The organism is Blastococcus sp. CT_GayMR19 (assembly GCF_004570385.1).
Taxonomy (GTDB): domain Bacteria; phylum Actinomycetota; class Actinomycetes; order Mycobacteriales; family Geodermatophilaceae; genus Blastococcus_B.
Window position 1 is genome coordinate 205,511 of record NZ_SPQL01000007.1, and the last position, 25,199, is coordinate 230,709.

Consider the following 25,199-nt stretch of genomic DNA (forward strand, 5'->3'; position numbering starts at 1 on the left):
AAACTCCCGGCGTGACCTCGGCTCCTCCTCTGGATCTCGACGACCCGGCGGTCGTGGCCGACCCCTACCCCGCGTTCGCCCGCGCCCGGGCGGTCGCACCGGTGCAGTGGCACGAGGGGCTGGGCCTCTGGCTGTCGTTCACGCACGCCGAGTCCAACGCCGTCCTCCGGGACCGCCGGCTGGGCCGCGTCTGGTCGGACAAGGCCCCGGCCGAGCGGTTCGAGAGCTTCAACCTCATCCACCGGAACGCCATCCTGGAGATGGAGCCGCCGCACCACACGCGGCTGCGGCGGCTGATCAGCACGGCGTTCGCCCGCGGTCACGTCGAGCGGCTGCGGCCGTGGGTGGAGGCCCTGGCCGGCCGGCTGGTCGACGGCCTGCTCGAGGAGTCGGGCGGCGGGCGGTCGGTGGACCTGCTGCCGGGGATGGCCGAGCAGCTGCCGGTCGCCGTCATCGCCGAGCTGCTCGGGGTGCCCGACGCCGACCGGCCACTGCTCCGGCCCTGGTCCAACGCGATCGTGAAGATGTACGAGTACGAGCGGACCCGGGAGCGGGAGGACGACGCCGAGCGTGCGGCGGACGAGTTCGTCACCTACCTCCGCGCGCTGGCCGCCGAGCGGCGGAGGTCCCCGGGCGAGGACCTGGTCAGTCATCTGGTGAGTGTCCGCGACTCCGAGGGCGACCGGCTCACCGAGGACGAGCTGGTCACCACCTGCATCCTGCTGCTCAACGCCGGTCACGAGGCGACGGTGAACGTGACGGGCAACGGCACGCTCGCCCTGTTGCGGAACCCGGACCAGCTGCGGCGGCTGCGGGCCGACCGCTCGCTGCTGCCGGCCGCCATCGAGGAGCTGATGCGCTTCGACTCTCCCCTCCAGCTCTTCGAGCGCACCGCCACCGCGGACGTGGAGATCGGCGGGATCACGGTGCGGCAGGGGCAGAAGATCGCCGCGCTGCTGGGCGCGGCCAATCGCGACCCAGCCGTCTTCGCCGAGCCGGACACCCTGGACGTCGGCCGCGCGGAGAACCCGCACATCTCCTTCGGCGCCGGCGTGCACTTCTGCATCGGCGCACCGCTCGCCCGGGTCGAGCTGCAGGCCACCTTCGGGGCACTGCTCGATCGGACGTCGTCCCTCGAGCTGGGCGGCGAGCCGGTGCGCCGTCCCGAGTTCGTGATCCGCGGATTGGCCGAGCTGCCCGTCGTCCTCAGCCGCTAGGCAGCGGTTCTCCACCCTGTCGTTCGGCAGCTGCGTCGGCGAAGGCCCGAGCCACTTCTGGGGGCGCCGCAAAGCGCTTCGCCTTCCCCGGCCCGTCGTACTGGGCGCGCAAACCCCACGTGAGCCCGGGACGGATGATCCCCTGCTCGACAAGTTCCTTCTGTGCGGTGCGAATGGCTCGGGTGAAGGCGGTCAACTTGGCGTCCGGGGCCAGCCCAAGGATCGAAAGAACTTGCGCGCGGTCCAGGACCCCGTCCGCCTCTCCTGCTGCAGCCAAGGCTACGTGCGCCTGCCCGGAATACCCCCATTCGGACAACAGCGCGACGAGGGCGCCGAACTCCGACGCGGACCAGGTCTCGCCAGACGCACCGGGCAGGTCGACGTCGTCATCCACGCCAGTGTCATCAACCGCACTCTCTTCGAGCTCAGACGTTGGGTCGTCCGCCAGGGCGATGAGGAACTGGTCAAGGGTTAGCGTCCGAAATTCAACGCCCGCTCGGCGGCGCATCTCCTCGACGAGCTCGAAGCGCGCACTGATCGGCGCGTTCTTTCCCAGGAGACGCCACCAGTCCTCCTTCTGATCGTTGGTGACCAGCACGACCGGACGCTTGTCAGTAGTCGCCCGTTCTATGAGCTGTTCCCACACGAAGAGGTCGCCCAGCCCCCCGTCGGGCTTGTCTGCATCCATGTAGCCGGGTGGCTGCCTCCGCCGAAAACGACCATCCGCCGCCGCCCGCACCTGCGCTTCAGCCTCCGGCGCGAAAGCCTCCCCGGTTCGGCCAGCGAAGAGGTCGGTCAGTGCAGTGAGCACGTCGTCGCTACCCGGATCCACCAGCGCCTTCTTCGCTCGGTCCGCGGAGGACTTTCCAGCAGTCGCGTGCTTCAACTCCTGAAACGTGTCATCCACGAGTGAACTGAGGCGCGCCCGCTCGTCGGCGTCAATGACCCATCGAGCAGCCGCTTCAACGACCTTCTTCACGGAACGCTCGGCCGCCGAGAGGTCTTGCATGGAATTTGCGGTCAGGACCTCGTGAAGGACTGTGTCTCTCCTGAGCCAAAACTCACGCTGCACCTGCGCCGGCAGGAAGAGCTGCGACTTAATGCGGCGCAGGGCAGCGAGAATGTTCTCGGTGCTCATGGAATGCCGGCGGTAGAGGTCGAGAAGCGCATTGGTGTCGAGCGCGATAGTCCGGCCCGACAGCGCCTCCGCCGACACCGCGCTGACGTGCTCACGGAAGATCTCGTAGCCCGATCCGATCGTCCGTTCCGCATCTACCAAAGCCCTCATCGCTGCCCTTCTCGTCCCTCGGCCGGAGCCCACTCCGGCCCGCGTGCTCGCCGATGCGATCTGGGAGGAGAGATCTGGCGCTTCCGAGAAGCATACGGACAGACAAGTTTCGGATTCCGCAACACGCCCCCCTCGAACGCCGAAGACGATCGCGATTCGCCGGACAGCCTAGAGAGCCGGCCAGCGGAGGCTCGGCTGGAGCGTGAGCCGGGTCACTGGCAGGATCCGATCATGCGCGGCTTGATGCAGGACATGCCCCTGACCGTCGACGCGATCTTCCGCCACGTGGAGCAGCACTACGGCGACGGGACGATCGTCACCAACAACCCCAGCGGGATCACGCGGGCCACCTACGCGGAGTGGGCGCAACGCACCCGCAAGCTCGGTGGCGTCCTCGACACGCTCGGGATCAGCGGCGACGGCCGCGTGGGCACGTTCGGCTGGAACAGCCAGCGCCACCTGGAGCTGTACTTCGCCGCCCCCTGCACGGGGCGGGTGCTGCACACGCTCAACGTGCGGCTCTTCCCGGAACAGCTGACCTACATCGCCAACCACGCCGAGGACGAGGTCATCTTCGTCGACCGGTCCGTGCTGCAGATCCTGTGGCCGCTCATCGACACGATGAAGACGGTCCGGCACGTCGTGATCATGGACGACGGCGGCGGCACCGAGATTCCCGACGACCCGCGGGTCCTCGACTACGAGACGCTGCTCGCCGACGCCCAGCCGGTCGACTTCCACGTGACGGACGAGGGCTCGGCCGCCTCGATGTGCTACACGAGCGGCACCACCGGGAACCCGAAGGGCGTCGTCTACTCGCACCGCTCGACGTTCCTGCACACCATGGGCGTCCTGATGCCCAACGCGTTCGGACTGGGCATCCAGGACGTCGCGATGCCGGTCGTGCCGATGTTCCACGCCAACGCCTGGGGCATCGCGCAGGCCGCGCCCGCCGCCGGCGCCTCGCTGGTCATGCCCGGCGCGATGATGCAGCCGGAGAACCTGGCGAAGCTGATCATCGAGGAGGGCGTCACCTTCACCGCCGGCGTCCCGACCATCTGGCAGGGCGTGCTCCCCCACCTGGCGGGCAAGCCGCACAAGCTGCGCGACATCGGCTGTGGTGGCTCCGCGGTGCCCAAGGCGCTGTCGGAGGCCTACAAGGAGCAGGTCGGCCTCCCGATCCTGCAGGCGTGGGGCATGACCGAGACCCACCCGGTCGCCTCCTCGGGCATCCTGCCGCCGCGCTTCGCCGACCTGGACGACGAGGGCAAGGCCGCGCAGCGCGCCCGCGCCGGCATCCCGTTCCTCGGCGTCGAGGCGCGCATCGTCGACGCCGACACGCTCGAGCCGCAGCCCTGGGACGACAAGGCCACCGGCGAGCTGCAGGTCCGCGGCCCGTGGTGCGCGAAGGACTACTACAACCCGGACGCCGGGGTGGAGCTCACCACCGAGGACGGCTGGATGAAGACCGGCGACGTCGCGGCGATGGACGAGTTCGGCTCGATCCGCATCGCCGACCGCACCAAGGACCTCATCAAGTCCGGCGGTGAGTGGATCAGCTCGGTGGACCTGGAGAACGCGATCATGAGCCACCCGGCGGTGAAGGAGGCCGCGGTCGTCGGCATCCCGCACCCGAAGTGGGACGAGCGCCCGCTGGCCGCCGTCGTCCTCAAGGAGGGCCAGACCGCGACGGCGGAGGAGATCCTGGACCACATCAAGCCGCTGGTCGCCAAGTGGTGGATGCCCGACGCCGTCGAGTTCATCGACGAGGTGCCCAAGACCAGCGTCGGCAAGTTCTCGAAGAAGGACCTGCGCACGCAGTTCGCCGACTACAAGCTGCCCAGCTGAGCCCTACGGGCGGGACTTTCCGCGCGGAAAGTCCCGTCCCCACGGCCACAATGGCCATTGCGGTCGGTCGGTCAGGCGCCGAGGGCGATCCCGCGAGCCACCAGCGACAGTCCGACGAGGAGCACGAGGCCCGCCGTCAGCACGGGCGCGGCCGCAACGAGGCGCGTCAGCCAGGAACGTCGTCCCTGGTCGGGAGCCCGGCGGTCCAGGCGGCCCCGCAGCCGGACCAGGAGCAGGCCGACGGCGGTGAGGGTGGCTGCCATGCCCAGCCCGTAGGCCAGCACCAGGACGACGCCGAAGGCGGTGCGCCCGAGCCCGACCGAGGCGAGCAGCACGATGAGCGCCGACGGGCTGGGGACCAGGCCACCGGCGACGCCCATGCCGATCAGCCCGCCGCGGCCGGGGGCAGGGTCGTGGTCGTGACCGCCGGCCCACCAGCCGTCGTGGCCGTGCGCGTGGCCGTGGTCGTGGAGGTGCTCGTGGTCGTGCGGATGCTCGTGGCCGTGGCCGTGGTGGTGATGCACGGCTGCCGGGCCGCCGGACGCCGGCAGCGCTCCGGCGAGCACCGGCTCGGGTGGCAGGGCGACGACGGGCGTGCCCGGCGCCCCCGAGGCCCGCCACCTGGGCAGCGCGCCCCGCAGCATGAATCCGCCGATGCCCGCGACGAGCAGGCCGCTGCCCACGCCGAGCCAGCGGATCACCTGGTCACCGGCGAGCGAGCTGGACAGCGACAGGGCCAGCCCGAGGATCAGCACGCCGGCGGTGTGCGTCGCCGTCACGGTGGCCCCGACGGTGAGGGCGTCGCGGGTGCGGCCTCGGCGTCCCGCCAGGTACGCGGCCATCACCGCCTTGCCGTGCCCGGGCAGCAGGGCGTGTCCGCTGCCGAGAAGGACGGCCAGCAGTACCGCGAGGGTGCCGACCAGCGGGGTGAGCCCGCGGTCGCCGACGAGGGCCTCGAGCCGGCGGTCGAGGGCGGCCAGGGCGCTGCTGAAGGGGTCGCCGTCCTCCGGCGTGACCGCCGCCCCAACGCCGGTGTTCTCGCCGGGCTCGACCGCCACGGTGAAGGACCGGACGTCGACCGGTGACGCCAGGAGGTCACCGGGGTAGTCGCGCAGCTCGTCGCTGATGCTGGCCACCGGCACCGGGGAGTCCAGCAGCCGGATTCCCTCGCCGTCCGCCGTCAGCTCCCGCCAGCCCACCCGTTCCCCGAGGTAGGTGTCGTCGAAGGACACCTCCGCGGCACGCCCCAGCGCCACCTCTGCCGTGAACTCGCAGGTCAGCCGGAGAGTGGGCAGACCCGCCGCCCCGGGCACCGCCTCGAGCGCGCTCTCCCCGGTCCGCCACCGAACGGTCCGGCCGTCCACCCCGAGCGTGACCGCGTCCGCGACGTCCGGGCACTCCGCCGTGGCCGCGCCGGCCAGCTGCTCGGGGCTCGGTGAACCGTCCGGTGCGATCGTCTGCAGCGCCTGCGCGGTGGGGATCTCGGCCCGGTCGACGACGGCGGTGAGTTCGACCCGGTCGGGGAAGAGCTGGACATGGTCGTAGTGGTTGACCGTGAAGTTGCCCAGCGGATGGGCCTGGGCGACCCCGCCCGGGACGGCGACCCAGAGCGCCCCGGCCGCGAGGGCGACCGCGATCGACCGTCCGCCTGTCACGGGCGGCCGCCCAGCGAGGTCAGCAGCTCCTCCGCCCGGGGGGCGTGCAGCGGGGAGAAGTGCGGGTTCGTGGCCAGTGCCAGCGCCAGGGTCGCCCGGGCCTGGTCGATCTGACCGACCGCCGCCTCGATGACCCCCCGGTGGTAGAGGAACAGCGCGTTGCGGCCACCGAGCGCCGTCGACTGCACGGCGTGGGGCAGCGCCTCCGCGTCCCGCCCCGCGCTGTGCAACGCCCAGGCCAGCGCGTCGTGGGAGTCGACGTTCTGCCGACGGTCGAACTCCGTCTGAGCGGCCGCAACCGCCTCGGACGGGTCGCCGTGGTCGGCCGCGAACAGTGCGGTGGTCAGATCGTCGGTGGCCCCGCTGGCCGCGAACAGCTCCCCCACCGTCCCCACGAGCGCGAACTGCTGCTGGGCGTCGTCGACCCGCCCCTGCGCCTGCAGGAACTCGCCGTATTCGACGAGGTGCTCCGGCAGCGGCTGCGCGTCCACGACCGCTCGGAAGGCTTCCTCGGCCGCCGCCCACTGACCACGTGCGGTGAGCACGCGCGCCCGACCCAGCATCAGTGCCGCGTCGCCCGGTCTCGCGTCGAGGCCGGCGGCGTACTGGGCCTCGGCCTCGTCGAGGTCTCCGGTGGAGAAGGCGAGGGCGCCCAGGTAGGTGCGGCAGAACGCCTCGGCGGCGCCGCCCTGGGTCGAGTCCAGCGCCTGCTCCAGGGCCGCCCGGGCAGCGGGCAGGTCGCCGTGCAGTTCCGCGTCGTACGACGCGCGGGTGAACGAGGCGAGCCCTGGGTTCAGCGCCAGCATCCGGCCGAGCGCCTCCGTGGCCCCCGGGTAGTTCCCCAGTTGCGTGCGGGCATCGGTGAGCACACCCCACGCGGTGGCGTTGTAGGGGTTGATCGCCAGCGCCTGCTCGGCCAGACCGGCCGCGGCGGCGAAATCGTGCCGGGCGTTGGCCAGCGCCCCCTGCCCGGTCAGCGCGGCGTCGTTGCCCTCCGCGCGCAGCACGAGCGACTCCCGCAGCGCGCCGTCCGCCTTGTCGTAGTAGGTCGGATCCGCCGTCACCCGGGCCTGCTCGACGTAGGCCGAGCCGAGCTGCGCCCAGGTGCGGTAGTCCCCAGGCACGTCGGTCAGCCGGCGCTGCGCTGCCTCGATCGAGGCGCTGAGCGGATCGACCTGGTCCACCACCGCCTGCTCGAGGCGGGCGGCGGCCCGGTCCACCGCCGTGGTGTAGTACGCCGCGACCGCGACCAACAGGAACACGATGCCCACCACGACCGCGCTCACCGCGGTGCGTCTGCGCATGTCAGGAGCTCGACAGGTCGGCCGACGACCCGAGACGCCCGCGCACTCGCGGCCCGGCACGCCACAGCAATGGCGTGGGACCGGAACGGCCGACGAGGAACACTGATCTCCTTCGGGGCTGAGGGCGCACCGTCGTCAGGGCGCCCGGACGGGCGAGGCCGTGGGGTGCGGCGGTCGGCCGCACCCCACGGCTCTCGATCGGTCAGGCCTCCCGGATTGCGAGACCCCGGCCCCGGGCCCGGATCAGCGATCCGACTCCGGCCCCGATGAGCAGGACCGCGGCCGACCCGGTGAGTGCCGGGATGAGGGTGTCGAACCCGGTCCCTCCCGATCCGGGCACCGCCCCGGCAGAGGCGCCTTCAGAGCGGCTGTCCCCGGTGTTGGTCGCGTTCACCGCGTGGGTGTGGACACCGGCGAGGTAGGGGAATTCCGAGCTGAACGCCTTGTCGTTCGCGGCGACCCCATCGCCGTTCTTCAACGCGTCGAACGCCGCCTGCCGCTCCTCGGGCACATTGTTGACGTCGTAGATGCCCTCGAGCGCGAGCAGCTCGATGTCGACCACGTCATCGGCGAGCCGTCGGCCGTTCGGGAAGCCCTGGATGTCGCCACCGATGACGCCGAGCCGGCTGGCTTCCTCCAGCGGCTTGCCGTCCAGACCCGTCGGCCCGGTGATCGCCATGTTGAGGCGCAGCATCTCCGACGGCTGGAACGGAGCCGCCCCGGCGTTCAACGCCTGCGAGTTTAGGTCGACGTCCAGCGGGTTCGGCGTGGCGGGGTCACCGTCGACGTCGACCACCGCACCAGTGACGACGCCGGTCAGGAAGACCTCGGCGATGTCGAACCGCGGACCCGCAGGGGCCTCGACGCCGTAGATGGCCTCGATGAGCTGCGGCACCTCCGGCTCGAGCACCCGGTCGAGCACGGCGCCGTCGGCCGCGGCGGCGTCCTGGTCGGGGCTGATGGAGTTGAAGGCGTCCTTGAGGCCCGCCGGGACGACGACCTCGTTGACCAGGGGCTGACCGAGGCGGGAGACCTGGGTGTAGCCCGAGCCCTCCGCGGCGGTGCCGTCGGCATTGCGCAGCGTGGGCCGCGTCGTCGTGCTCCACACACCGATGACCGGGTTGTTCGTCGCGTCGTTGTCGATCGCGACCTCGGTCTTTGGCACCTCGAGCACGATGCTGTTCACGTTGTAGCCCTCGAGCGTGTCCTGGCCGGTCTCGGACAGGTCGCCGCCGTACAACAGGTCCATGACGCGCAGGTCGAGGAAGAACGGGTCCTCGGTCTGCGTGGCCAACGTGCGACCGCCGCCGGCGACCTCGGTGATGGCCGGGTTGCGGAGGTTCTCGACGTAGTCCTGCGACGAGCCCATGCTGGCCCGACCGGTGAACGACGGGGCCACGGGACCTTCGCTGATCGGCTCGCCGTAGCTGTCGCCGCCGTCGGTGCTGACGTCCAGTGTGAAGTGCTGCCGGAACAGCAGGTTCTCGTCGTCCAGCGAGGTCACCGGGCCGTTGTTGTAGAGGAACGTGTCGGTTGCGCGCTGGTCGTCGGTGTGGAACCGCCACCGGTAGATGAGGTCGGCCAGGGCGTCGCCGTCGTTGTCGATGTTGATCAGGTACTCGGCATCGTCGGCCCACGGATAGAAGTTCGGGCCGCCGTCGGGTTCCTGGTTGGGCAGCCAGTTGGCGATGAAGGTGACGTGGTCCTCGTTCTCCGGGCTGGAGAACGCGTAGACGTCGGTGTTGTCCACCGCTGGATCGCCCAGGATCAGCGGCGCTTCGCGGTGACTGGACGCCCCCGCCATGGTCGGCAGGAGGCCGATCAGGGTCGAGCCGGCGAGCAGGCCGCCCGACGCGATGAGCGCAGTGGCACGGCTCCCCCGGCGTTGGAGGAGTCGTCGAGGCATGAGCATGGGAGTCCTTTCCCAGTCGCCCGGGACGGGCGAGACCGACATGACGCCGCAGTCAGTCGATGAAGGGAAGACACCGGGCCGCCGAAGAGGCGATCCCTGTAGTGCGTGTGTTCGCGTGGAACATCGTCGCCTGCTGCGATGGCGCGAACATAAGCCGGACCCGTGTGACGCCGCTCACCACGAACGGGAAAATGCCAGGTGAACGGCCTGTCGGTAGCAATGCGTCACGTGACGGAGACGCGATCGATAAGATTGATCCGTAGTGAGTGGTGTGCAATAAAGTGACGGAACCGTACCGGCTCGCTCACAGAACGGTCGGCGGCGCCCCAGTGTTGCTGACCATCGGCCGCCCCGCGTCGAGCCAGGCGCCCATGCCGCCGCCGACATTCACCGCGTCGAAACCGTTCTGGTTCAGCCAGGCCGCGACCCGCGCCGAGCGGCCGCCGCCGCGACAGGTGACGTAGAGCGGGTCACCGTCCGGCAGGTCGTCCAGGCGCGTGGGGACGTCGCCCATCGGGATGTGGGTCGCCCCGTCGATGTGGCCGTGCACCCATTCGTCGTCCTCGCGGACGTCCAGGACGACGGCGTCCTCGGGCACCTCGGCGGCGGGCACGGTCGGAACCTGCTGCGGCATCACGCCGTCCATCGTGGCACGCGCCGCTCCCGGGCCGGTCACTGCGAGGATGGACGGGTGCCCGCCGTCGCCTCACCCGTCCGCGACCCGGCCTGGCAGGTCTCCCGGGGAGCGATCGGCCTGTGGGTCACCGAGGGGATCATCGGCGCGATCGTCCTGGCGCTCGGCACGGCCGCCTTCCTCTGGTTCGTCCCGGCGTCAGTAGGCGGGCCCGTGCCGTTCCTGCGGTGGGCGGTGCCGATCCTGGTGGTGGTCGACGCGGTGGTGTCCATCGGACTGCGACCCCGGCTGCGCTACCGGGTGCACCGCTGGGAGGTCACCGACGAGGCGGTCTACACCCTTACCGGCTGGCTGTCCCGCACGTGGACCCTCGTCCCGATCTCCCGGATCCAGACCGTCGACGTCACCCGCGGGGTGATGCAGCAGGTGTTCGGGCTGGCCTCCGTCGCCGTGCTCACGGCGTCGTCGGAGGGCACCGTGCGGGTGCCGCACCTCGAGGCCGGCGTCGCCCAGCGCGTGGCCGACGACCTCGCGCGGCGGGCGGCCCAGGTCCGCGACCAGGCCACGTGACCGAGCCGCCGGGCCTCCGGACGTCGCCGCGGGTCCTGCTCGTGCACACGGTGACCTTCCGGCAGGCGCGGGCCTTCGTCCCGGTCCTGATCCCGCTCGTCGCGGCCACCGGGCTCGGCGGCGGCCGGACGACGATCATCCTGCTGGCGCTCGCCGTCACCCTGTTCTCGCTGCTCACGGCGGCGCTGACCTGGTGGCGGTTCAGCTACGCCGTCGGGCCGAGCGCCGTCGTCGTCACGCGGGGCCTGCTGGCCCGGTCCGTGCGAACGGTGCCGACCGACCGCATCCGGGGCGTCGAGATCGAAACCCCGCTGATGCACCGGCTGTTCGGTCTCGTCCGGGTGCGCATCGACGCCGCCGCGGGCGCGGTCAGCGGCAAGGACGAGGAGATCGTGGTCGACGGCGTCCCCCGGGCCGAGGGCGACCGCCTGCGCACCGCCGTCCTGACCCGCACCTCGGCACAGCCCGAACCGGGGATGGACGGCGCCGGCGAGGCGGGGCCGCCCGAGGAGCAGTTCGCCCGCTTCGACAACCGCTGGCTGCTCTACGCGCCCCTGGTCGGGAGCTACCTCGCCGTTCCCGTGGCCGCCGTGGGAGCCGGCTTCCGGCTGCTCGAGGAGCTGGGCCAGCGGGTCCAGCCCGATCTCGACGGGCTGGACCTCGCCGGCGGCTGGGCGCGAACGCTCGGCGCCGTGGGCGTACTGCTCCTGCTCCTCGCGGCCGGCGCCGTCGTCGGGGCGGCGCTGGTCAACTGGGGCTTCTCGCTCGTGCGCCGCGGCGGATCGCTGGTCGCCGTCCGGGGTCTGGTCACCCGGCGGCACACCGAGCTCGAGATCGACCGGATCCGCGGCTGCACGGTCTCCGAGGGGCTCGGCATGCGATGGGTGCGGGCGGCCCGGGTCAACGCGCTGGTCACCGGGCTCGGGGACGCGGGACGGCGCGGCCAGCTCCTGCCGCTCGGCCCTCGCACCCAGGCGTGGGAGCTCGCGGACCGGCTGGTCGAGAACCCCGGCCCGCTCGTCACCCACCCGCCCGCGGCCCGGAGACGGCGGATCGTGCGGGCGGTCGCCACGGGTCTGCTGGTCTCCGCCGCCGGTGTCCTCGCGACGGTCACGGCCGGGTGGTGGTGGGTGCTCGCGGTGGGCATCGCACTGACGGTCCTCGGGGTTCCGGTGGGTCTGGGCCGGTACGCGTCGCTCGGTCATGCCACGGGCCGGGAGTCGTTCACCGTCCGCAGCGGCTGGCTGGTGCGCGAGCAGGCGGTCCTGCAGCGCCGCGCGGTCGTCGGCTGGCGGGTGCGGCAGTCCTTCTTCCAGGGGCGCGCCGGCCTGGCCACCGTCGTCGCCTGCGTGGGGGCGGGCAGCGGCGGCTACGCGGCCGTCGACCTGGCCACTGCGGACGTCGCTCCGTTCACCGCCGCGGCATCGGAGAGCTGGGCCGCGGAGTTCGCTCCCCGCTGACTCCCGCGATGTCGGTGGCCGGCGCTACGTTGCGGTCGCCGAGGGAAGGAGTCGCCATGGACGTCGACACGAACCAACCGCTCGGGACGCCGGCCTGGATCGACCTGGGTGTGCCCGACCTCGACCGCGCGCTGGCCTTCTACGGCTCGGTGTTCGGCTGGGAGTTCGACGTCGTCCCCGAGGACGCGGGCCGGTACACGATGTGCCTCCTGCGGGGCCGTCGCGTCGCCGCGATCTCGGCGGCGCACGAGCCCGACGCCGGCTGTTTCTGGAGCGTCTACCTGGCGACTCCCGACTGCGACCGGACGGCGGAACGGGCGCGGGAGGCGGGCGGGACCCTGCTGGTGGAGCCGACGGCCGTGACGGACCAGGGCCGGATGGCCGTCGTCCGCGATCCGGTCGGAGCCCAGTTCGGCTTGTGGGAGGGCCGGGCGCACACCGGAGCGCAGGTGGTGAACGAGCCGGGCGCGCTGGTGCGCAACGACCTGGTCACGCCCGATCCGGGGCCCGCGCGCGAGTTCTACGCCACAGTCTTCGGGTTCACGCTCGACGGCAACCCGGACATGCCGCAGGCCGACTTCACGTTCCTCCGGCGGCCCGACGGCCACGAGGTCGGCGGCATCATGAACGCACCCGGCAGTTCGTCGGCGTGGAGCACGACGTTCGAGGTCGACGGCACCGACGAGGCCGTGCGCCGCGCCCTCGACGCCGGAGGCAGCTCCGACGGGGCGAAGGACTTCCTCTACGGCCGGCTCGCGACGATCACCGACCCGTTCGGCGCGGAGTTCTCGATCATCACCCGGCCCGGGACGTGACGGCGCCTGCCAGGAGACCCCGGGCCAGTCCCGCCGCGGCCTCGGGATGGTCGGCGGCCAGCAGCCCGGTCGCGGCGAGGACGTAGCCGCGGTCGACCAGGACCTCGCTGTGGGCCAGGATGCTCCCGGCGCCCCCTCGGTCGGCGGCCAGCCGGCCGACGACGCCGTCCACGGTCGCCGGGTCGGCGTGCCGGAACACGCCGCCGGAGAGCACGACCAGACCGGCGGACCGGGCACTCGCACCGCCGGGGCCGTAGCCGGCCTCGGCCCGCAGGTGCCGGCGCAGCGCGATCGTGGCGGCCGCCTCGCCCAGGTCCAGCGGGGCGTCGCCCGGCACGGCCAGTCCCTCGGCGGCCGCGGCCGCCCGCAGCGCGCCGATGCTCGAGGCCACGCCGAGGTCGCCCTCGACGGTCCTCCGGCGGGCCGGGATCCCGACCGCCTCGCGGCCGAGCGTGGCCTGCTCGGCGTCGGCGTCCGGCACGCAGTAGACGTCGGTCGTCGCGCCACCCACGTCGAGGACGACGACGGCGACCTCGTCCGGTGCGAGCACCCGCGCCAGCACCGTCACGCCCTCGAGGACGGCGTCCGGCGTCACGGCGCGCACCCAGGACCGCAACCTCGGATCGGTGGACAGCCGGTCGCCGCCGATGACGTGCTCCAGGAAGACCGCCCGGATCGCCGAGCGGGCCGACTCGGGCGCCAGCCGGCCGATGTCGGGCAGCACGTTGTCCGCCTCGTGCACCGGCAGCCCGCCGTCCCGCAGCACCGCGGCCACCTCGTCGCGCACGGATGCGTTGCCGGCGAGGACGACGGGGACGGACCGGTCCGCACCGGCCAGGACCGTCGCGTTCGCCCGCAGCACCGAGGCCTCGCCGCCGTCGGTACCGCCGACCAGCAGGACGACGTCGGGCTCCGCGGCGCGCAGCTCGGCCAGCGCGGCCGCGTCGAGCACCCCGGCGGCGACGTGCACCACCCGGGCTCCTGCCGAGAGCGCCGCGCGGTGGCCGGCCTCGGCGCTGATCAGCTCCTCGTAGCCGACCACGGCCAGCCGGAGGCCACCGCCGGCGCTGGAGCAGGCCACCACGGGGGCGTCGGCGAACCCGGCGGTCGCGGCGAGGACCCCGCGGACGACGTCGTCCGGCGTCGTCGGCGCCTGCGCGGTGGCCAGCAGTTCTCCGGTGGCCGGGTCCACGAGCGCTGCCTTCGTGTACGTCGAGCCGATGTCCACGCAGGCGATGCGTGCGCTCACCCGCCGGACCCTAGCCGCGGCAGTTCGCCGCCGGCCGGGGCGGGATCTGCTCCGCAGTGCGGCCGCTGTTCCGGCGTTGCGGCCACTGCAGCACCCACAACGCCGGAACAGCACACGCAATGCGCCTCGCTGGCCACCGGGCTCAGTGGGCGACGGCCTTCTCCGCGCCGATGCCGGTCAGCGACCGGACCTCGAGCTCGGCGTTCTTGAGCTCGTCCGGCTCCTCCTTCGACAGCTTCGTGCCCAGCCAGCCCAGGAAGAACGACAGCGGGATGGAGACGAGGCCGGGGTTGTTCAGCGGGAACCAGTGGAAGTCGACCGGCGGCTGGATCAGCGACGGGCTCACCCCGGTCGCCTCGTTCACGGGCGCCCCGGAGACGACCGGCGAGAAGATGATCAACGTGACGCAGGCGATCAGCCCACCGTAGATCGACCACAGCGCGCCCTGGGTGGTGAAGCGGCTCCAGAAGAGCGTGTAGATGATCGTCGGCAGGTTGGCCGAGGCGGCGACCGCGAACGCGAGCGCCACCAGGAAGGCGATGTTGATGCCCGCCTGCAGCGCCAGGATGCCCAGCCCGATCGAGATCGCGCCGATGACGACGGCGGTGATCCGGGCGACGTGCACCTCCCCGTTTCCGGACACCTGGCCCTTCTTGATGACCGACGCGTAGACGTCGTGCGCGAACGACGCCGACGCGGTGATGGTCAGGCCCGCGACGACGGCGAGGATCGTGGCGAACGCCACCCCGGCGATGATGCCGAGCAGCACCGTGCCGCCCAGCTCGAAGGCCAGCAGGGGCGCCGCGGCGTTGACCGCGCCCGGGGCGGCCAGGATCTCGTCGGCACCGACGAGGGCGCCGGCGCCGTAGCCGATCACCAGGCTGAACAGGTAGAAGATGCCGATCAGCCAGATCGCCCAGACGACCGAGCGGCGGGCGTCCTTCGCCGTCGGCACGGTGTAGAAGCGCATCAGTACGTGCGGCAGGCCCGCCGTCCCCAGCACCAGGGCCAGTCCCAGGGACACGAAGTCCAATTTCGAGGTCCCGGTTGCGCCGTACTGGGCCCCGGGGGCCAGGACGTCCCGCGGGGTGGCCGCCGCAGCCGAGCTCTCCGCCGCCCCGCCGAGCAGCGCGGACAGGTTGAAGCCGTATTTCCCGAGCACCCACACGGTCATCACGAAGGCGCCGATGATCAGCAGCGACGCCTTGATGATCTGCACGTACGTCGTGCCGCGCATGCCGCCGACCAGGACGTAGAAGATCATCAGCGCGCCGACGATCGTGACGACGACGGCCTGCGCCGCCTCGCCGCTCACCCCGAGCAACAGGGTGACCAGTCCGCCGGCACCGGCCATCTGCGCGAGCAGGTAGAACAGCGACACGGTGAGCGTCGAGATGGCCGCCGCCATGCGTACCGGCCGCTGACGCATCCGGAAGGCCAGGACGTCGGCCATCGTGTACCGGGCGGTGTTCCGCATGAGCTCGGCGACCAGCAGCAACGCCACCAGCCAGGCGACGAGGAAGCCGATCGAGTAGAGAAAGCCGTCGTAGCCGTAGACGGCGATGGCGCCGGCGATGCCCAGGAACGAGGCGGCCGACAGGTAGTCGCCGGCGATAGCCAGGCCGTTCTGGGTGCCGCTGATGTTGCGCCCGGCCGCGTAGTAGTCCGCGGCGCTCTTGTTGCTGCTGCTGGCCCGGAAGGTGATGAACAGCGTGATGGCGACAAAGACGCCGAAGATCGAGATGTTGATCGTCGGGTTGCCGATGGTCTCCGTGGTCGCGGCCGCCGCGGTGATGTCATGCACGGGAGGCCCCCTCGGTTCCGCCCGTGCCCGTGGCCCGGCCGTCGCGGGCGAACTCGTGGGCCTCGAGGCGCCCACGCATCTCGTCGGCGATCGGGTCGGTCTGCCGGTTGGCGTGCGCGACGTAGAGGTGGGTGATGGCGAACGTGGTCACGAACTGGGCGAGGCCCAGCAGGAGACCGAGGTTCACGTTGCCGAACACCCGCGTGGACATGAAGTCCGACGCGTAGGTGGAGAGCAGCACGTAGAGCAGGTACCAGGTGAAGAAGGCCACCGTCATCGGGAACGCGAACCGGCGGAACCGCCGCTTCAGCTCCAGGAACTCCGGGCTGTCCTGCGCCGCCCGGTACTCCTCCGGTGTCAGCAACCGACGTTCTTCGGGATCGCTCACGGGGCACCCTCCAGCTCGGGCAATGTGTGGCCGTCGTCACTGTATGGGTTACCCGCGAGTCCGGCGGGGCGTTACCGAGACGAGCAGACACCCGAACCGCCGGAGTCGCCCGTCCGGTCGCCGGGATGCTGTTAGCTTTCCCGCATGCCGGGTCGCCGGGTCGACTCCGCGCCCTCGTCCCGGTGGAGCGTGACAACGGTCCTCGGACACCGGCCGTCCCGCCCGGCCGGGCAGATCGCCGTCCTCGCGTTCCTGCTCGGCGCCGTCGTGGTGGTCGTCGTCCTGGTGAACAGGCCGGACCTGGCCATCGCCATGTACGCGCTGATCCCGATCGTGCTCGGCGTGCACTGGTTCGGCCTTCGCGGCGGCCTGGTCGTCGCGGCCGCCGCGACGCTGGCGTTCGTCGCCGCCCAGCTCTTCCACCCGTCCACGGACCTCACCGGCGGCGACCTGTGGGTCGCGGCGCTGAACCGGTCGGTCGCGTTCGTCGGCGTGGCGGTGCTCGTCTCCCTGCTGCTGGACCGGGAGCGGGCACTGGCCGGCCGGGTGCGCGCCCAGCAGGACGAGATCGCCGAGCTGGAGTCGCTGCGCGCGGCGTTGACCCCGTCCGGCTTCCCGGAGCGTCCGCAGCTCGAGTTCGCGACGTCGTTCACCCCCGCGGACGGGCTGGTCGCCGGCGACTTCTTCCTGGTCGTCGAGGGTCCGACTGACAGCACGACCATCGCGGTGGGCGACGTCGTCGGGCACGGACTGGAGGCCGCGCGGTGCGCCGCATTCGTGCGCGCGGCGCTCGCGACCTTCGCCCGGTTCACCCGCGATCCGGTGGAGCTGCTCCAGCTCGCCAACGCCGCCCTGGTCGAGCACGGCAAGCAGGGTGCCCAGTTCGTGACCGCCGTCTGCCTCAACATCGGCCCGCCACCCGCTCCTGAGGTCACCTGGGCGACCGCGGGTCACGAGGTCCCATGGTTCCTGGACACCGGCACCCCGCTGCCCGGGGGACAGGTCGGTGCACCGCTCGGTGTCGGCGCGGAAGCCCTCCGGCTAAGGCCCGGACGGGCCGCGCTGGCTCCGGGCGGGGGCATCCTGGTCTTCACCGACGGGCTCACCGAGGGCCGGCCGGTACGGCGACGGGACCTCGGCGGGGCGCTCGAGCTGTTCGGCGAGGAACGCGCGCGCCGCGTCATCCAGGAGCTCGACGGTGCCCATCCCGCGCGGGTGCTGGAGTCACTGGTCGCCGCCGTCACGTCGTTCTCCGGAGGCACGCTGGCCGACGACCTCTGCCTCGTCGCCGTCCGGGCGGAGGGCCGGCCGCCCGCTGTGGCCGACTGACGCACAACCTTCCCGAAGCCGTAACGCCCGGAACACCGGCGGGCGGTGCAATGGGACATGGCCGTATCGCATCGCAGGTCGACAGGCTGGTACCCGGTCGCCCGTGCCGCCGAGGTGGGGACGACGCCGGTTCCGGTGGGCGCCGGCGGCCGGGCCTACGTCGTCGTCCGGTTGCGGCCCGGCGCGGAGGTCACCGCCTTTCCGGCCCGCTGCCCGCACCGCCTCGTGCCGCTGGCCGCCGGCTCGGTCGTCGACGGACGGCTGCAGTGCGGGTATCACGGCTGGCGGTTCGACGCCGAGGGCCGCTGCGTGGGCATCCCCTCCCTCGGGGACGCCGGTACGCCCCCGCCCCGCGCCGACCTGTCCGTGCCGTGGGCGGTGGAGGAGCGGCACGGCTGGGTGTGGCTCGCACCCGAGCGGACCGCGGCACCGGCCCCGCCGCGCCCCTCGGCCGACACCGTCCCCGAGCCGGTCCCGGCCGCGCCCGCACCGGCCGGCCCGGTGTTCGGCAACCTCGATCCGTCCCTCGACCACGCCTGGCACCCCGTCGCCCTCTCCCGCGAACTGCGGCCGGGCGGCTGGCTGCAGGTGCGCCTGCTGGGCCGCACCTGGACGCTGCGCCGCACGGCCGACGGGGTCGAGGGCGACCCGCCGGCGTTCGGCGTCCGCGAGCGGTTCGGCATCGTCTGGCTGGCACCGGCCGAGCCGATCGACGTCCCGCTGGACCTCCCCGAGGCCACCGACCGGCACTACGTCCCCGGGTGGCTGCCGCCACTGCGCTCGCCCGGCCCGGCGGGACCGATGGCCGACAACTTCCTCGACGTCGCCCACTTCGCTCACGTGCACGGGGCGACCTTCGGCGCGGAGGACCGTCCGGAGGTGCCCGTCTACGACGTCGTCCCCGAACCGGGCGGTTTCCGCAGCACCCATGAGCAGTGGTGCGAGAACCCCACCGACCCGGAGGTCGCCCGCGGCGGGCGGCCGCTGCGGCAGCGCCGGCGGGCCGGCTACGTCTACCGGGCGCCGTTCTCTTTCCGGGTGTCCCTGGAGTACCTCGACAGCGGGGCGACGACGACGATCCTGTTCCTGCTCCAGCCCGAGGACGCCGACTCCACCCGGATCTACACCTGCCTGTTCCTGTCGGCCGGGCACGGTCAGCCGCTGCCGCTCCCCGCTGCCGTCGCCGAGGAGGTGGCCTTCCACCGCCGGGTGCTGGAGGAGGACCTCCGGCTGATGGGCGTGATCGCCAGCGAGGGACTGCCGCTGGACGTCCGCGAGGAGCTGCACGTGCCCGCGGACCGGCTGGGCGTCGCACTCCGCCGCGCGCTGTGCGACTTCGCGACGGCGAGGCGGGCACGCACCGCCTCGTGATCAGTCGTCGGGGAGCTCGGCGCCGCAGGCCGGGCAGCGGGTGGGCGGGTCCTCGTCGGCCAGCCGACCGCAGGCCGGGCAGACGCGCCGGAGCCAGCAGGCCGGGTCCCCGCCGTCCTCGGGAGGGAGCGCCCGCTCCGCCTCGTCCATGCGACCAGGGTCTCACCCGTGGGAGCGCCTCCGCGCCGATCCAGCCCGGTGCCGTGCCGGAATCGCTGGGATGCTGGACCGGTGCCGACGTCCCCGCTCCGCCGCGCCGCCCTGACCGCCGCCGCCCTCGCCGGACCGGTGGGCTTCGTGACCCGTGCCGCCTGGGGTCTCCCCGTGGCCCTGGGGGCGAGCCGACGCCGGCTCCGGCCGACCGTCGCCGGGTCCCCCCAGTTCACCGACGGCCGGTTCCACAACCGCCTGGAGACACCGGCGCTGCCACCGGCCAGCGCCCGCAAGGGCCTGCTGCGGCAGATGCACGAGGAACGGCACGTCGGCCTGCCGGGCGGGGACATCCCGCTCGCCCGCCCCGTGCTGCCCGAGGAGGCCGCCGAGCTGGCGGTCACCTGGTTCGGCCACGCCAGCGCGCTGCTGGAGATCGACGGGCAGCGGGTCCTCCTCGACCCGGTGTGGAGCCGGCGCGTCTCGCCGTCCCCGGTGTTCGGGCCCACCCGGCTGCACGAGGTGCCCGTCCCCCTGGACGAGCTGCCGCCGGTGGACGCCGTCCTGATCTCCCATGACCACTACGACCACCTCGACCTGCCCACCGTCCGGGAGCTGCTGACCTCGCAGTCCGCGCCGTTCGTCGTCCCACTGGGGATCGGGGAGCACCTGCGCGGGTGGGGCGTGCCGGACGACCGCATCGTGGAGCTGGACTGGGACGGGAGCACGACCGTCGGCGGGCTCACGCTCACCTGCACCGAGGCGCGGCACTTCTCCGGCCGCTTCTTCACGCGGGACACGACGCTGTGGGCCTCGTGGGCCGTCTCCGGGCCGCGGCACCGGGTGTTCTTCGGCGGCGACACCGGCTACACGCCCGCCTTCGCCGAACTGGGTGCGCGGCTGGGCCCCTTCGACCTGACGCTGCTGCCGATCGGGGCCTACAACGACGCGTGGCACGCCATCCACATGGACCCCGAGGAGGCGGTGCGCGCGCACGGTGACCTCGGTGGCCGCGTGCTGCTGCCGATCCACTGGGCCACGTTCAACCTCGCGTTCCACCGCTGGGCGGAGCCGGTGCAGCGACTGATGGCCGCCGCCCGCTCGCGGGCGCAGGTCGTCGTCCCCCTGCCCGGCGAGCGGATCGACGTCCTGGACCCGCCGCCGCTGACCGACTGGTGGACGGCGGTCGGCTCGGCGGAGGACCTGCCCAGCCGTCCGGACGACGCCGGCGTCGGCAGCGCCGTCCTGGCGCGCACCTTCTCCCGGCTGATCGCGCTGTTGCCGGACTGACCTTCGGCGGAACCCGTCGGAAGTGGCAGGAAGGACGCGGTATGTGTTGACCCGGACACTCGTGAAGGCGACCGCGGAGGTCGACCCTTGGTGCAGCAACCGCTGAACCGACCTCCTCCGGGAGAACGTCATGACCCGCGCACCGAAGGCCCGCCGCTGGATCCGCCGACCGCACCCGGGCCGCTGGTTAGCCGACACCCGCGACACCGGCTATTCGACCGCGCGGCTGATGATGGGCGGCTACGGCAGCCGGTCCTCGTGACCCGCCCCGCGTGGCGCGCCTGGCGGGCACCGCGCGAGTTCCTGGCCGTCCAGGAGGCGCGCTACGAGCGGCTGCTGCTCGCCCGCCCCCGGGCGGAGCGGTAGCCGCCGCTCAGCGCAGCAGCTTGGACATCCGCCGGTCGGCCAGCGGCTTGCCGCCGGTCTGGCAGGTCGGGCAGTACTGCAGCGAGGTGTCGGCGAAGGACACCTCGCGGACGGTGTCGCCGCAGACCGGGCAGGGCAGCCCGGTGCGGGCGTGCACCGTGAGGCCCGAGCGCTTCTCCCCCTTGAGCGTCGCCGCCTTCTGCCCGACCTGGCGGCCGAGGGCCTCGGTGAGCGTCGCCCGCATGGCGTCGAAGAGACGGATCTGTTCGTCCCCGGTCAGCTTGTCGGCCATCTTGAACGGGGAGAGCCGCGCCGCGTGCAGGATCTCGTCGGAGTAGGCGTTGCCGATGCCGGAGATCAGGGTCTGATCGGTGAGCGCGCCCTTGACCTGCCCGCTGCGGCTCGCCATCAGGCGCGCGAACCCCTCCTGGTCGACGGTGAGCGCATCCGGGCCCAGCCGCACGATGCCGGGGACCTCCGACGGCGAGCGGACGACGTAGACCGCCAGCCCCTTGCGGGTGCCCTGCTCGGTGAGGTCGAAGCCGTGCCCGTCCTCCAGATGGACCCGCAGCGCCAGCGGGCCCTTGCCCGGCTTGGGCGGCGCCGGCGGGAGGGCGTCGCGCCAGTGCAGCCAGCCGGCCCGCGCCAGGTGGACGACGAGGTGCAGGCCGGAGACGTCGAGGTCGAGGAACTTGCCGTGCCGGCTGGCACCGGTGACCTCGAGACCGGCGAGCGCGGACAGCGGCGGGTCGAAGGTCTTGATCGACTGGATGCCGGCGAGGTCCACCCGCGTGATCACCCGGCCGACGGCGTTCTCCCGGAGGAACGCGGCCAGCGCCTCCACCTCGGGCAACTCGGGCACCCGCCCATGATCCCCGACGCAACCCGCCCCGCGCCGCCCCCGATCAGGGGACTTTCCGCGCGGAAAGGCCCCCTCGGTGCCGGATTGCGCGTGTTGTTCGCGCATTGCGGCCGCTGCAGCACCCGCAACGGTGGAACGGCACTCACAAAGCACACCGGCGGAACCGCTCCTACGCTCGGGCGGTGCCCCCCGCCGTGCTCTGGTTCCGACGGGACCTGCGGCTCGGCGACCACCCGGCGCTGCTGGCCGCGCTCGACTCGGCCGGCCCCGACGGCACGGTGCTGCCGTTCTTCGTGTTGGACGAGCGGCTCTGGGGGCCGTCCGGCGACCCCCGCCGCCGCTTCCTGCTCGACTGCCTCGGCGCGCTGGACGAGCAGACGGGCGGCGCGCTGGTCCTGCGGTCCGGCGACCCGGCGCGGGCGATCCCGCGACTGGCCGCGGAGGTCGGCGCGGGGAGCGTGCACGTCTCCGCCGACACCGGGCCCTATGGCCGGCTGCGGGACGACGCCGTCGAGCGTGCGCTGGGCGATGTCCCCCTGGTCCGCACCGGCTCGCCGTACGCGGTCACCCCGGGCCGGGTGACCAAGGGCGACGGGACGCCGTTCAAGGTCTTCTCCCCTTTCGCCCGCGCCTGGCGGGAGCACGGCTGGCGCGCCCCGGCCCGGCGCCCGGACGCCGTCCCGTGGACCACCGGCGTCCGCTCCGACGCCACGCCTCCCGCCCCGCGGGTGGACGCCGACCTGCCGCCGGCCGGTGAGGTCGCAGCTCAGGCAGCCTGGGAACGGTTCCGCGACGAGCGGCTCTCGGGGTACGACGAGGCACGCGACACCCCGGGGGTCGACGGGACCAGCCGGATGTCGGCGTACCTGAAGTACGGCTGCATCCACCCGCGGACCCTGCTCGCCGACCTGGCCGGGCAGGACGGGGAGGCGGCTCGCCGGTACGTGACCGAGCTGGCCTGGCGGGAGTTCTACGCCGACGTCCTCTGGCACCGCCCCGACTCCGCACGGGAGTACCTGAACCCGCAGCTCGCGGGCATGCCCTACGACGACGGTCCGGACGCCGAGGCGCTCGTGACCGCCTGGGAGCAGGGGCGTACCGGCTTCCCGATCGTCGACGCCGGGATGCGGCAGCTGCTCGGCGAGGCCTACGTGCACAACCGGGTGCGGATGATCGTCGCGTCGTTCCTGGTCAAGGACCTGCACCAGGAGTGGACCCGCGGCGCCCGGTACTTCCTGCGGCACCTGGTCGACGGCGACCTGGCCAGCAACAACCACGGCTGGCAGTGGGTGGCCGGCACGGGCACCGACGCCTCGCCGTACTACCGCGTCTTCAACCCGATCACGCAGGGCAAGAAGTTCGACCCCGACGGCGCCTACGTCAAGCGGTGGGTGCCGGAGCTGCGCGGCCTGGACCCGAAGCACGTCCACGAGCCGTGGACGGCGCCCGGCGGCATCCCGGCCGGGTATCCCGAGCCGATCGTGGACCACGCGCACGAGCGCCTGGTGTCACTCGAGCGCTACAACGAGGTCCGCGCCCGCTGACCCTCCGCTTTCGGTACCGAAAGCGGAGATCCGGCACGCAGGTCAGATGTCGCCGTCGTCCCGCATGCGTGCCGTGGCGCCGGGCTCGTGCCGGGCCTGATCCGCAACGGCGGCGGCCACCGCGTGCGTGACGGCCGGGTCGAAGACGCTGGGGATGATGAAGTTGGCGTTGAGCTGGTCGTCGCGGACGACCGCCGCCAGCGCGTCGGCCGCGGCGAGCAGCATGCCGTCGCTGACCTGGGTGGCCCGCGCGTCGAGGAGACCCCGGAAGACGCCCGGGAACGACAGCACGTTGTTGATCTGGTTGGGCAGGTCGGAGCGCCCGCTGGCCACGATCTCGGCGTACTGCCGGGCCTTGACCGGGTCGACGTCGGGGGTGGGGTTGGCCATCGGGAAGACGACGGCCCGCTCGTTCATGCCGGCGAGCGCCTCGGGCGGGATCACGTTGGCCGCGCTCACCCCGATGAACACGTCCGCACCGACGAGGGCGTCCGGCAGCTCGCCGCGCCGGCCGGCGGGGTTGGTGCGCTTCGCCAGCTCGAGCTTGGAGGGCGACAGGCGCTCGTCGTCGGGCGAGAGGATGCCCTCCCGGTCCCACACCAGCACCTTGCTCGCGCCCGCCTCCAGCAGCAGCGAGACGATCGCGGTCCCGGCCGCGCCCCCGCCGGCGACGACGATCGCCACGTCCTCGATCTGCTTCTCCACGACGCGCAGTGCGTTGCGCAGCGCCGCCAGGACGACGATCGCCGTGCCGTGCTGGTCGTCGTGGAACACCGGGATGTCGAGCTTCGCGCGCAGCCGCTTCTCGATCTCGAAGCAGCGCGGCGCCGAGATGTCCTCGAGGTTGATGCCGCCGAAACCGGGGGCGATGAGCTCGCAGGTCCGCACGATCTCGTCGACGTCCTGGGTGTCGAGGGCGATCGGCCAGGCGTCGATGTCGGCGAACCGCTTGAACAGGGCGGCCTTGCCCTCCATCACGGGCATGGAGGCACCAGGGCCGATGTCGCCCAGGCCCAGCACCGCGGAGCCGTCGGTGACCACGGCGACGGTGTTGCCCTTGATGGTGAGCCGCCGGACGTCCTCGGGGTGGTCGGCCAGTGCCAGGCAGACCCGGGCGACGCCGGGCGTGTAGGCCATCGAGAGGTCGTCACGCGTCTTGAGCGGCACCCGTGACGCGACCTCGATCTTGCCGCCGAGGTGCAGCAGGAACGTGCGGTCGCTGACCTTCCGCACGGTGACGCCCTCGACGTTGCGCAGCGCCTCGACCATCTCCTCGGAGTGGGCGGCGTCCGCGGCCGAGCAGGTGACGTCGACTGTGAGGCCGTCGGACCGCGAGTCGACGACGTCGATCGCCGTCACCGCCCCGCCGGCCGAGCCCACGGCGGTGGCGATCCGGCCGATCGAGGCCGGGTCGCCGTCGGCGGTGAGCCGCACGGTGATCGAGTACGAGGCGGACGTCACCAGGCCACGGGGGGCGGTGGCGGGTTCGCCCAGGGACGTGTCGTCGGCGCCGACGGCGGGCGCGAGGTCGCTGCTCATAACGACGGTCATGCTCTCACCGACGGCGGTCACCCGCCGACCTGGTCCCCGCGGAATGCCGACCGATCTGCCGGTGGGACGCGCGACCGGCCGGCGTTCAGCCGCGCAGCCGGGGTGGAACCGGGCTCCCGTCCCCCGTGGACGACGCGAGGGCCCGTGCCCACGACGCCAGCCCGGCCACGTCGATGCCGTGCGGCGGGACAGACGCGTAGGGGGCGATGTTGCCCGCGCCCCGCTCCAGCAGCGTGGCGGCACCCCGGGCGTTGCCCCGCAGGGCGTGGGTCAGTCCGACGGCGAGCTGCGCCAGGCCGCGCCACAGCTGCCGCTCCGCGTCGGGCGCGGACTTCCACGCGTCCTCCAGCACCTCGTGGGCGTGGAACGGGCGGCCCGCGTCGAGCAGCGCCTGCGCCTCCTGCAGTGCCTGGCCCGCTGGCCGGACCAGTCCCTCCGGGGCGCGCTCCTCCCCCGGCTCGCCGTACGGCAGGGGGCGGCCCAGGGCGTCGCGCGGGCGGGCGTTGCGGGCGCGGCCCTCGGGGTCCCGGTCGCGGTCGCTGGTCACCGCGACATCCTCCCGCTCGAGAAGTTCGATGCTCAACTGCATCCG

At 72.7% G+C, this 25,199-nt stretch carries 22 protein-coding genes; 10 read left to right on the forward strand and 12 right to left on the reverse strand.

Annotated elements, in window-relative coordinates:
• The first annotated feature begins 11 nt into the window (after nt 1-11).
• On the forward strand, nt 12-1,217 hold the full coding sequence (locus E4P39_RS12075) for a cytochrome P450 (protein WP_135136819.1): 1,206 nt from the start codon (nt 12-14) through the stop codon (nt 1,215-1,217).
• Here the strand turns inward: E4P39_RS12075 and E4P39_RS12080 are convergent.
• Complete coding sequence (locus E4P39_RS12080) at nt 1,207-2,505, reverse strand: PIN domain-containing protein (protein WP_135136820.1); 1,299 nt, start codon at nt 2,503-2,505, stop codon at nt 1,207-1,209. The genes E4P39_RS12075 and E4P39_RS12080 overlap by 11 nt on opposite strands.
• Nucleotides 2,506-2,736: 231 nt before the next feature.
• Here E4P39_RS12080 and E4P39_RS12085 point away from each other — a divergent pair, with 231 nt between their 5' ends.
• Nucleotides 2,737-4,353, forward strand: coding sequence for a long-chain fatty acid--CoA ligase (locus E4P39_RS12085; RefSeq protein ID WP_135136821.1), 1,617 nt, complete (start codon nt 2,737-2,739; stop codon nt 4,351-4,353).
• A 71-nt stretch (nt 4,354-4,424) separates the two neighbouring features.
• On the opposite strand, the gene E4P39_RS12090 is transcribed toward E4P39_RS12085, so the two are convergent.
• From E4P39_RS12090 to E4P39_RS12105, 4 genes are all read right to left on the reverse strand, one after another.
• Nucleotides 4,425-6,008, reverse strand: coding sequence for a High-affinity nickel-transporter (locus E4P39_RS12090; protein ID WP_135136822.1), 1,584 nt, complete (start codon nt 6,006-6,008; stop codon nt 4,425-4,427).
• On the reverse strand, nt 6,005-7,312 hold the full coding sequence (locus tag E4P39_RS12095) for a tetratricopeptide repeat protein (protein WP_135136823.1): 1,308 nt from the start codon (nt 7,310-7,312) through the stop codon (nt 6,005-6,007). Before E4P39_RS12095 ends, E4P39_RS12090 begins: the two co-directional genes overlap by 4 nt.
• A gap of 202 nt (nt 7,313-7,514) precedes the next feature.
• Nucleotides 7,515-9,218, reverse strand: a complete 1,704-nt coding sequence (locus E4P39_RS12100) for a DUF4331 domain-containing protein (RefSeq protein ID WP_209306500.1) — start codon at nt 9,216-9,218, stop codon at nt 7,515-7,517.
• Nucleotides 9,219-9,528: 310 nt separating this feature from the next.
• Complete coding sequence (locus E4P39_RS12105; protein WP_245159787.1) at nt 9,529-9,858, reverse strand: rhodanese-like domain-containing protein; 330 nt, start codon at nt 9,856-9,858, stop codon at nt 9,529-9,531.
• Between the two features lie 57 nt (nt 9,859-9,915).
• Here E4P39_RS12105 and E4P39_RS12110 point away from each other — a divergent pair, with 57 nt between their 5' ends.
• From E4P39_RS12110 to E4P39_RS12120, 3 genes are read left to right on the forward strand one after another with little or no spacing between them, the layout of a single operon-like run.
• A complete protein-coding gene (locus E4P39_RS12110) occupies nt 9,916-10,428 on the forward strand; it encodes a PH domain-containing protein (RefSeq protein WP_135136825.1) in 513 nt (170 codons plus the stop codon).
• Nucleotides 10,425-11,888, forward strand: coding sequence for a PH domain-containing protein (locus tag E4P39_RS12115; RefSeq protein ID WP_135136826.1), 1,464 nt, complete (start codon nt 10,425-10,427; stop codon nt 11,886-11,888). The genes E4P39_RS12110 and E4P39_RS12115 overlap by 4 nt, the downstream gene beginning before the upstream one ends.
• Before the next feature lie 56 nt (nt 11,889-11,944).
• Nucleotides 11,945-12,703 carry a VOC family protein gene (locus E4P39_RS12120; protein ID WP_135136827.1) on the forward strand — a complete coding sequence of 253 codons (759 nt, stop codon included), beginning with the start codon at nt 11,945-11,947 and terminating at the stop codon, nt 12,701-12,703.
• On the opposite strand, the gene E4P39_RS12125 is transcribed toward E4P39_RS12120, so the two are convergent.
• The 3 genes from E4P39_RS12125 to E4P39_RS12135 form a co-directional block, all read right to left on the reverse strand.
• Nucleotides 12,684-13,952 (reverse strand): glutamate mutase L, encoded by a 1,269-nt coding sequence (locus E4P39_RS12125; RefSeq protein WP_135136828.1) that lies wholly within the window; start codon nt 13,950-13,952, stop codon nt 12,684-12,686. The genes E4P39_RS12120 and E4P39_RS12125 overlap by 20 nt on opposite strands.
• Nucleotides 13,953-14,094: 142 nt before the next feature.
• Complete coding sequence (locus E4P39_RS12130; protein WP_135136864.1) at nt 14,095-15,747, reverse strand: cation acetate symporter; 1,653 nt, start codon at nt 15,745-15,747, stop codon at nt 14,095-14,097.
• A 1-nt stretch (nt 15,748) separates the two neighbouring features.
• On the reverse strand, nt 15,749-16,144 hold the full coding sequence (locus E4P39_RS12135) for a DUF485 domain-containing protein (protein ID WP_135136829.1): 396 nt from the start codon (nt 16,142-16,144) through the stop codon (nt 15,749-15,751).
• Between the two features lie 144 nt (nt 16,145-16,288).
• Here E4P39_RS12135 and E4P39_RS12140 point away from each other — a divergent pair, with 144 nt between their 5' ends.
• Entirely contained in the window at nt 16,289-17,473 is a 1,185-nt protein-coding gene (locus E4P39_RS12140; protein ID WP_135136830.1) for a PP2C family protein-serine/threonine phosphatase, read from the forward strand.
• A gap of 57 nt (nt 17,474-17,530) precedes the next feature.
• On the forward strand, nt 17,531-18,844 hold the full coding sequence (locus E4P39_RS12145; protein WP_135136831.1) for a Rieske 2Fe-2S domain-containing protein: 1,314 nt from the start codon (nt 17,531-17,533) through the stop codon (nt 18,842-18,844).
• Here E4P39_RS12145 and E4P39_RS22340 read toward each other — a convergent pair whose 3' ends face one another.
• A complete protein-coding gene (locus tag E4P39_RS22340) occupies nt 18,845-18,994 on the reverse strand; it encodes a hypothetical protein (protein ID WP_167761812.1) in 150 nt (49 codons plus the stop codon).
• 81 nt (nt 18,995-19,075) lie between these two features.
• Between E4P39_RS22340 and E4P39_RS12150 the strand changes: the two genes are divergently transcribed.
• Together E4P39_RS12150 and E4P39_RS23225 are read left to right on the forward strand one after the other, a co-directional pair.
• Nucleotides 19,076-20,284, forward strand: coding sequence for an MBL fold metallo-hydrolase (locus tag E4P39_RS12150; protein ID WP_209306501.1), 1,209 nt, complete (start codon nt 19,076-19,078; stop codon nt 20,282-20,284).
• A gap of 130 nt (nt 20,285-20,414) precedes the next feature.
• Nucleotides 20,415-20,546: a hypothetical protein gene (locus E4P39_RS23225; protein WP_280790853.1), complete on the forward strand. Its 132-nt coding sequence runs from the start codon at nt 20,415-20,417 to the stop codon at nt 20,544-20,546.
• 111 nt (nt 20,547-20,657) lie between these two features.
• Here the strand turns inward: E4P39_RS23225 and E4P39_RS12155 are convergent, their stop codons facing one another.
• Entirely contained in the window at nt 20,658-21,512 is an 855-nt protein-coding gene (locus E4P39_RS12155; protein WP_135136832.1) for a DNA-formamidopyrimidine glycosylase family protein, read from the reverse strand.
• A gap of 182 nt (nt 21,513-21,694) precedes the next feature.
• On the opposite strand from E4P39_RS12155, the gene E4P39_RS12160 reads away from it, so the two are divergent.
• Nucleotides 21,695-23,056: a deoxyribodipyrimidine photo-lyase gene (locus tag E4P39_RS12160; protein WP_135136833.1), complete on the forward strand. Its 1,362-nt coding sequence runs from the start codon at nt 21,695-21,697 to the stop codon at nt 23,054-23,056.
• 42 nt (nt 23,057-23,098) lie between these two features.
• On the opposite strand, the gene E4P39_RS12165 is transcribed toward E4P39_RS12160, so the two are convergent.
• Together E4P39_RS12165 and E4P39_RS12170 are read right to left on the reverse strand one after the other, a co-directional pair.
• A complete protein-coding gene (locus E4P39_RS12165) occupies nt 23,099-24,628 on the reverse strand; it encodes an NAD-dependent malic enzyme (RefSeq protein WP_245159789.1) in 1,530 nt (509 codons plus the stop codon).
• A gap of 64 nt (nt 24,629-24,692) precedes the next feature.
• Entirely contained in the window at nt 24,693-25,154 is a 462-nt protein-coding gene (locus E4P39_RS12170) for a DUF309 domain-containing protein (RefSeq protein WP_245159790.1), read from the reverse strand.
• Nucleotides 25,155-25,199 lie beyond the last annotated feature (45 nt).